The organism is Bacillus sp. RC51 (genome assembly GCF_044908115.1).
Lineage (GTDB): Bacteria > Bacillota > Bacilli > Bacillales > Bacillaceae_G > Bacillus_A > Bacillus_A mycoides.
This window is the reverse complement of sequence record NZ_JBIYCW010000028.1, coordinates 25,066-32,245: the sequence shown is the minus strand read 5'-3', so window position 1 is coordinate 32,245 and position 7,180 is coordinate 25,066. Positions and strand designations below refer to the sequence as shown.

General features: G+C 36.5%; 7 protein-coding genes. All 7 read left to right on the top strand.

The features are described from left to right. Window positions 1-537 (top strand): BclA C-terminal domain-containing protein (locus tag ABH959_RS29005; RefSeq protein WP_427326763.1); only part of this gene is annotated, 537 nt, incomplete at its 5' end. 123 nt (window positions 538-660) lie between these two features. Beyond that, the gene (locus ABH959_RS29000) at window positions 661-1,506 is read left to right on the top strand and encodes a TylF/MycF family methyltransferase (protein WP_113937689.1); all 846 of its coding nucleotides are present in this window, start codon (window positions 661-663) and stop codon (window positions 1,504-1,506) included. Window positions 1,507-1,730: 224 nt separating this feature from the next. Beyond that, on the top strand, window positions 1,731-2,489 hold the full coding sequence (locus ABH959_RS28995; protein ID WP_404493535.1) for a class I SAM-dependent methyltransferase: 759 nt from the start codon (window positions 1,731-1,733) through the stop codon (window positions 2,487-2,489). Between the two features lie 6 nt (window positions 2,490-2,495). Continuing rightward, window positions 2,496-3,422, top strand: coding sequence for a glycosyltransferase family 2 protein (locus ABH959_RS28990; protein WP_404493534.1), 927 nt, complete (start codon window positions 2,496-2,498; stop codon window positions 3,420-3,422). A 130-nt stretch (window positions 3,423-3,552) separates the two neighbouring features. After that, window positions 3,553-4,713 (top strand): FtsW/RodA/SpoVE family cell cycle protein, encoded by a 1,161-nt coding sequence (locus ABH959_RS28985; RefSeq protein WP_002030401.1) that lies wholly within the window; start codon window positions 3,553-3,555, stop codon window positions 4,711-4,713. A gap of 79 nt (window positions 4,714-4,792) precedes the next feature. Continuing rightward, window positions 4,793-5,533: a bis(5'-nucleosyl)-tetraphosphatase PrpE gene (prpE, locus tag ABH959_RS28980; protein WP_404455935.1), complete on the top strand. Its 741-nt coding sequence runs from the start codon at window positions 4,793-4,795 to the stop codon at window positions 5,531-5,533. 223 nt (window positions 5,534-5,756) lie between these two features. Continuing rightward, window positions 5,757-7,151, top strand: coding sequence for a peptidase G2 autoproteolytic cleavage domain-containing protein (locus ABH959_RS28975; protein WP_404455932.1), 1,395 nt, complete (start codon window positions 5,757-5,759; stop codon window positions 7,149-7,151). Window positions 7,152-7,180 lie beyond the last annotated feature (29 nt).

Sequence of the window (7,180 nt, the reverse complement as noted above, 5' to 3'; positions counted from 1 at the left end):
ACTGGACCTACTGGGCCAACTGGAGACACTGGCGCAACTGGACCTACTGGGCCAACTGGAGACACTGGCGCAACTGGACCTACTGGGCCAACTGGTGCCACTGGACCTACTGGGCCGACTGGGCCATCTGGATTAGGACTTCCAGCAGGATTGTATGCATTTAACTCTGCTACAATTAGCGTAGCTCTTGGAGTTAATGAGCCAGTACCATTTAATACTGTTGGATCTCAGTTTGGTACAGCAATTTCTCAATTAGATGCCGATACTTTCATCATAAGTGAAACTGGATTCTACAAAATTACTGTTATCGCATATACTGCATTAGTAAGTGTATTAGGTAGCCTTGCAATTCAAGTGAACGGCGTTAATATACCTGGCGCTGGAACAAGTTTAATCTCACTTGGAGCGCCTCTCGTTATCCAGGCAATTACACAAATTACAATAACGCCATCAATGGTTGAAGCTGTTGTTACAGGACTTGGATTATCTCTAGCTCTTGGTACAAGTGCATCCATTATTATTGAAAAAATCGCTTAATTTTTTTACTTAGCAGTAAAACTGATATCAGTTTTACTGCTTTTTCAATTATGAATTCAATCATGAAACCTTCACTACCTACATAATTATATTGTTGTATGACATTTCGCAGGAGGCATCTATATGGAAAATAAATCTGCTGTCCGGCTTTATCTCGAGTTGTTAAAGAAAACAATTCTGTTTGAAATATGGCTAGAGTATGAGCCATATTTACCTGCTTCGTTACATATATCTAAGGAACTTCCATACGAACCCGTTACAGTTCCACTCCCTTTATTTATTAAACAATATGCAGAAAATCATAATTTAAAAATTATTAAACCTAATGTTTTAAAAAGCGAACGTCAAGACGGAATGGATTGGCCAAGAGCAGCACACAGTATGATCGGCCGGGAACGCATGAATCAATTACATGAAGCATTAGAAACAGTTGTCCGTGAAAATATAGAAGGTGATTTTATTGAAACAGGTGTGTGGCGCGGGGGATCGTGCATTTTTATGAATGGTTTTTTACAAGCAAACAACATTACTGATCGCAATGTATGGGTTGCCGATTCATTTGAGGGCCTCCCAACACCAAATATAGAACAATACCCGAGAGATTTCGGCGATTACTTACACAGCTTTGATTATTTACGTGTTTCTTTAGAACAAGTACAAGAAAACTTTAGAAAATACGATTTATTAAATGACCAGGTAAAGTTTTTAAAAGGTTGGTTTAAAGATACTTTACCGTCAGCACCGATAGAAAAAATTGCGATTGCTCGCCTTGACGGTGATATGTATGAATCAACGATGGATGGTCTCGTAAACTTATACGATAAAGTTTCTAAGGGCGGCTATATAATTATCGATGACTATGGGCTACCACCATGTGCTGAGGCTGTGACAGACTTTAGAAATCAAAGAAACTTAAAAGCTCCTATTACTAAAATTGATGTATTCGGGGTTTATTGGCGAAAAGAATAGGGCGAAACTTTATTCAGTTAGGGTTTCTCCATCTCACACTAATTATTAGCCTTCGCCAATAGCATGATAAATAAAAACAAAAGCTCCCATTACTATTTCCAGTTGTTCTAGGGAGCTTTTTACATATCACAACAGTTCTAATATCGTTTCCCCTCCCACTATAAAATGTTAGCTGCATATTAAAAATGTTGGTTCCCTATTTACTACAAGGAAGGAGTGAAATTATGAGCGAGCTTGAAAAAAAAATCGCATTAATCCCACCTCCCGAACTCGTCCAATATGTAGGTGGCGACTTTCAAAAGGTTGGAAAAGAATTCATAAAGCATTTTATTCAAATTGGTAGTTTAAAATCCAATGAAACAGTGTTAGATGTAGGTTGTGGTGTCGGTCGAATGGCGGTTCCATTAATGAATTACTTAGGTGATGATGGAGCTTATTATGGATTTGATTTATTTAAAGATGGCATTACATGGTGCAAAAATAATATTTCAGCTGCCCGTAGCAATTTTCATTTTGAACACATTGATATATATAATCAATTCTACAACCCAGAAGGAAAAGAAGATGCTTCTCAATACAAATTTCCATATGAAGACGATTCATTCGATTTTGTTTTTTTAACTTCTGTATTTACCCATCTCCTTCCGAAAGAATTAGAACATTACGTATCTGAGATTGTACGTGTTCTAAAAAAAGATGGGAGATGTTTTATTACCTTCTTTCTCATTAACCCTGAATCATCCTATTACTTAAATTCAGGGCTAAGTACATTAGGTTTTTATCATCAAATTGAAAATTGTTATGTTGTGAATAAAGATATTCCTAATTTTGCAGTTGCCTATCCTGAAGAAGATATCCGCATCTTATTAAATAAATATGGCTTAGAGGTAATTAATAAACCGCATTATGGTTTATGGTGCGGCAGAAATGAGTATACAAGTTATCAAGATATCGTTCTTACAAAAAAAGCTTCTGAAAGGTAGTTTCGTATGAATAATGAAAAAAAGCCACCTCTCGTTTCCATCCTTATTCCCACTTATAATCGACCACATTATTTCAAAATCGCTCTAGAAAGTGCATTAGCACAAACTTATCCAAATATTGAAATTATTATAGGAGACGATAGTACAAATGATGAAACAGAAATCTTAATAAATGAACAGTATTTACCTAATTATAAAAACATAACATACATTCGAAATACCACTACTTTAGGACAATTTCATAACGATCTTATGCTCTTAGAGAAATCTAATGGGGAGTATATAAATTTTTTAATGGACGATGATGTGCTTTATAATCATAAAACACAAAAAATGATGGCTTATTTTGAGCAAGACACAAATAAAAATCTCGCTCTTATAACTTCTTATCGAGTACGTATTGATGATCACGGGAATTTAATTGGAGATGCTCATCCAACACAAAGATTATATAGCGAAGACATTCAATTAAACGGAATATTTTTAGGCGACCGGATGTTAAAAGGTGGACATAACATTATCGGTGAGCCTACAACTATTCTGTTTAGAAAACAGTTACTCACTGAACCTTTCGGCACGCTAAAAGGAAGGCACTATTCTTGTAGTGTCGATATGGCATCATGGATTTCCTTACTTTCTAAAGGAGACGCAGTATACATATCCGAACCTTTAAGCCAATTTCGCTACCATACTGGGCAACAAATACACAGCAAGCTCCTTGAAGGATCTGAGGATTTTACGCACCTCGTTATAACTTCAAAAGAATACGGATTTTTACAAGATAATACAGATTATAGACTAGGTCTAATTAGCGCTTATAAATGGTGTAAAAATTCCTTAGAATATTATAGCCAGCTACCAAACCTCATTCCAGATGCACATGTACGTCTTTCCCATTGTTTGGACATAATTATAAAAGAGCTACATCATTAGTCTATTCTGCGAAAATAAAATGTGTGAGCTTTACGTGAATAATGCGTATAGTTCATACATTCTTTTTAAACTATGTGATGCACCAACTAAAACCCACTAATATAGAGAGCAGTAGAAAGGAATTCATACAGTGAAAGATCCAAACACTCAATATCAAATAGACTACATATTAATATTCATTTTATTTGCCATTGGGATTGTTAGCTGCTTTGCTATCGCAAGTGCACAAGCTTCTTTACCACCATTTTTACAAAACGTAAATTTTGTATTAAAACAAATCCAATGGTATGCCATTGGATTTATCGCCATTGGTGTTATTATGGTTATTGATTTCGATCGCTATAAACAAATTGCTTGGTATTTATATAGCTTTGCACTCATACTTCTAATTGGCCTAGAACTTCAAGTTCCTGGCGCCGTTACAATTAAAGGGGCTACCGCGTGGTACAGACTTCCAGGCATCGGAAACTTTCAGCCTTCTGAAATTATGAAATTATTTTTGATTATCGTCGTTGGACGAATTATAGCGAATCATAATGAAAAATACCTTTTTCGGACAACTCGTGAAGATTTCATTTTACTTTTAAAAATATTTGCAGCTAGTTTACCTCCACTACTTCTAATCGCAAAAGAACCTGATTTAGGAAACACAATGGTCATTTCAGCGATGCTTGCAACAATGGTTTTAGTTTCTGGTATACGTTGGCGCTTTATCCTCGGATTAACCTCCGGTATTTTCGCCATAGGCTCTACCTTAACATATATTTATTTCACGCATACAGAGTTCTTTAAAGAGCACATTCTAAAAGAATATCAATTAAATCGCTTCTATGGTTGGCTTGCACCTTATGAATATGACGCACAAGGATACCAATTAAGACAAGCATTTTTAGCTACCGGATCAGGAGAGATGCAAGGAAAAGGATGGGAAAATAGACAAGTATATTTTCCAGAGCCACATACAGATTTTATTTTTACAAATATCGCTGAACAATTCGGTTTTCTAGGAGCAAGTGTTATTATTTCATTTTTTTTCTTACTTATTTACCGAATGATCCATATTGCTTTAGAAAGCAATGAACCTTTCGGTAGTTATATTTGCGCTGGCACAATTGGAATGTTTACGTTCCAAGTATTCCAAAATATTGGGATGACAATTGGTTTACTCCCTATTACAGGAATAACGTTACCGCTTATGAGCTACGGCGGGAGTTCACTGCTCACATATATGGTTGCTATTGGATTTATTTTAAACGTACGCTCAAGAACTAAAATCTTTATGTTTAAATGAACCATATCGAAAAACGGTATGGTTTTTTTCTATGTCCATTTTAGATATACTAATGAAAAAATGAGCTGGAGGTTTAAATATGAAATATGACATTATAGGTGATATTCACGGATGCTTCCAAGAGTTTCAAGATTTAACAACGAAACTAGGGTATAGCTGGGATAGTGGTATCCCAATTCATAACGCAAAACGAAGGCTTGCATTCGTTGGTGATATTACAGACCGAGGTCCTCATTCATTACGGATGATTGAAATTGTATGGGAGCTCGTAATAAATAGAAAAGATGCTTACTATGCTCCAGGGAATCACTGTAATAAACTGTATCGTTTCTTCCTTGGACGTAATGTTACAATCGCTCATGGGCTCGAAACAACTGTTGCAGAATATGAAGCATTGTCTTCTAATAAGCAACAAATAATAAAAGAAAAATTCATTACTCTTTACGAACAATCACCGCTATATCACATACTGGATGAAAAAAAATTAACCGTCTGTCACGCTGGTATTCGGCAAGATTACATAGGAAGACAAGATAAAAAAGTACAAACCTTTGTACTATATGGTGATATTACAGGCGAAAAACACCCTGACGGCTCACCTGTCCGCCGAGATTGGGCGAAAGAGTATAAGGGTGAAACATGGATTGTTTATGGACATACACCTGTCAATGAACCTCGCTTTGTGAATCATACAGTCAATATTGATACTGGTGCTGTATTTGGTGGTAAACTAACTGGACTACGTTACCCTGAGTTGGAGACCGTTTCTGTCCCTTCTTCCCTACCTTTTGTCCCTGAAAAGTTCCGCCCAATTTCATAAAGTGAAACTTTAATCAGTGGGGGTTTTGTTCATCCCCCACTGATTATGAGCCCGCACCAATCGGGATAAATACCTCTACTTAATACAATTCACGATTTGCAGAGGATCATGGTGTTTTCTAGACATATTCCACACTAAAACTAGATAAAGCAATTAAAAAAAGATGCAATAAAGTGCATCTTTTTTTAATTGCACGGCATATACTGTCGCAGGAGGTGACGGAATGAAGAAAAAATCTTCTAAACAAAAAAGAAAATTCCACCCTTTATACCATCCCATGTATGGAATTAACAACTGGTGCAGTATTCGAGCTGCAGCTATAGAAGAAATAGAAGAACAAGAGTCATCAAAAAAAAGCAAACCGAGAGAAAAATATATCTCTTTAGAAAATGCTGTTATGAGGCGAATTATAGATAGCAGGAAAATAAAAGCAAAACAAAAAAAGAAGCTCGCTTCTAATAATGATGAACCTGTGCTTAATTCGGAAAAGATACAAGAAAATATAGAAGAAAACATTCCTGCAGCAATAAAGGAAAAAGTACAACCAGAAATTCCAGCTACTATTATAAATCAAGTAAAAAAAATAAAAGAAGCATTAATCTCGGGCAACGATGTACAAATAGAAGGATCCGCCCCTATTCAGGCTCCTGTACCTACACCTATAAAAAAAGAAAATAACAAAGGAGCTCGTCACGCATATAAAGAAGGACTTCACTCTAAAGCTGATGGAATCGCTTCACATGCAGAAGGGCTTCTTACACATGCAACGGGTCCCTTTTCTCATGCAGAAGGGACAAAAACAAAGGCAACTGGACATAGTTCGCATAGCGAAGGAAGTGAAACGACAGCAGGCGGCTCTTATTCTCATGCAGAAGGAAAACATGCAATTGCTTTGGGAGAAGCAGCACATGCAGAAGGAACCGCAACTATCGCTAACGGATTCTCATCTCATGCGGAAGGAAATCATACATCAACAGCTAATTTTGCAGGCAGCCATATTATGGGGAAATTTGGTACAGCAGAAGAAGCTTATTCCTGGTTTATCGCAAATGGGACAAATGACACTGATTATAATATAGGTGCCAAATGGCTTGCCCATAACGGAGAAATGTATATCGATGGTGCTTCTTACAATGCAGGTGGTACTGATTTTGCACAAATGTTTGAGGCAGCAGATCATAGCCCTATTGATATCGGCTATTTCATTACATTTAGTAGCGAAGAAAAAATTCGAAAAGCTACTTCAAATGATACATTCATATTAGGCATATCCAGCGCTACTCCTGCTCTCATAGGAAATAGCGGTGCCTTAAGTTGGCAAAAACGCTATGAAACAGACAGCTTCGGAAAACGTCAATATACACGTACTAACAAACAAGAAATACAACCCCTTTTAAATACAGAATGGGATCCAGCTTGTAAGTATATATCAAGAAGAGACCGTACTGAGTGGCTTCCTGTCGGATTAATTGGACAAATGTTAGTACGTGATGACGGCACTTGCGAAACACACGGATATTGTCGTCCAAATGATGACGGCATTGCCACAAAAGCTGAAAGTGGCTTTTTCGTTATAAAACGTACTGGTGAAAATCAAATTTTAATATTATTTCGCTAAAAAAAGGGAACAAAATTCTTTTTATGATA

Coding starts and splice junctions, on each gene's coding strand:
- ABH959_RS28995 (WP_404493535.1), top strand. CDS start 1,731: ATGAGCGAGCTTGAAAAAAAAATCGCATTAATCCCACCTCCCGAACTC.
- prpE (WP_404455935.1), top strand. CDS start 4,793: ATGAAATATGACATTATAGGTGATATTCACGGATGCTTCCAAGAGTTT.
- ABH959_RS29000 (WP_113937689.1), top strand. CDS start 661: ATGGAAAATAAATCTGCTGTCCGGCTTTATCTCGAGTTGTTAAAGAAA.
- ABH959_RS28975 (WP_404455932.1), top strand. CDS start 5,757: ATGAAGAAAAAATCTTCTAAACAAAAAAGAAAATTCCACCCTTTATAC.
- ABH959_RS28990 (WP_404493534.1), top strand. CDS start 2,496: ATGAATAATGAAAAAAAGCCACCTCTCGTTTCCATCCTTATTCCCACT.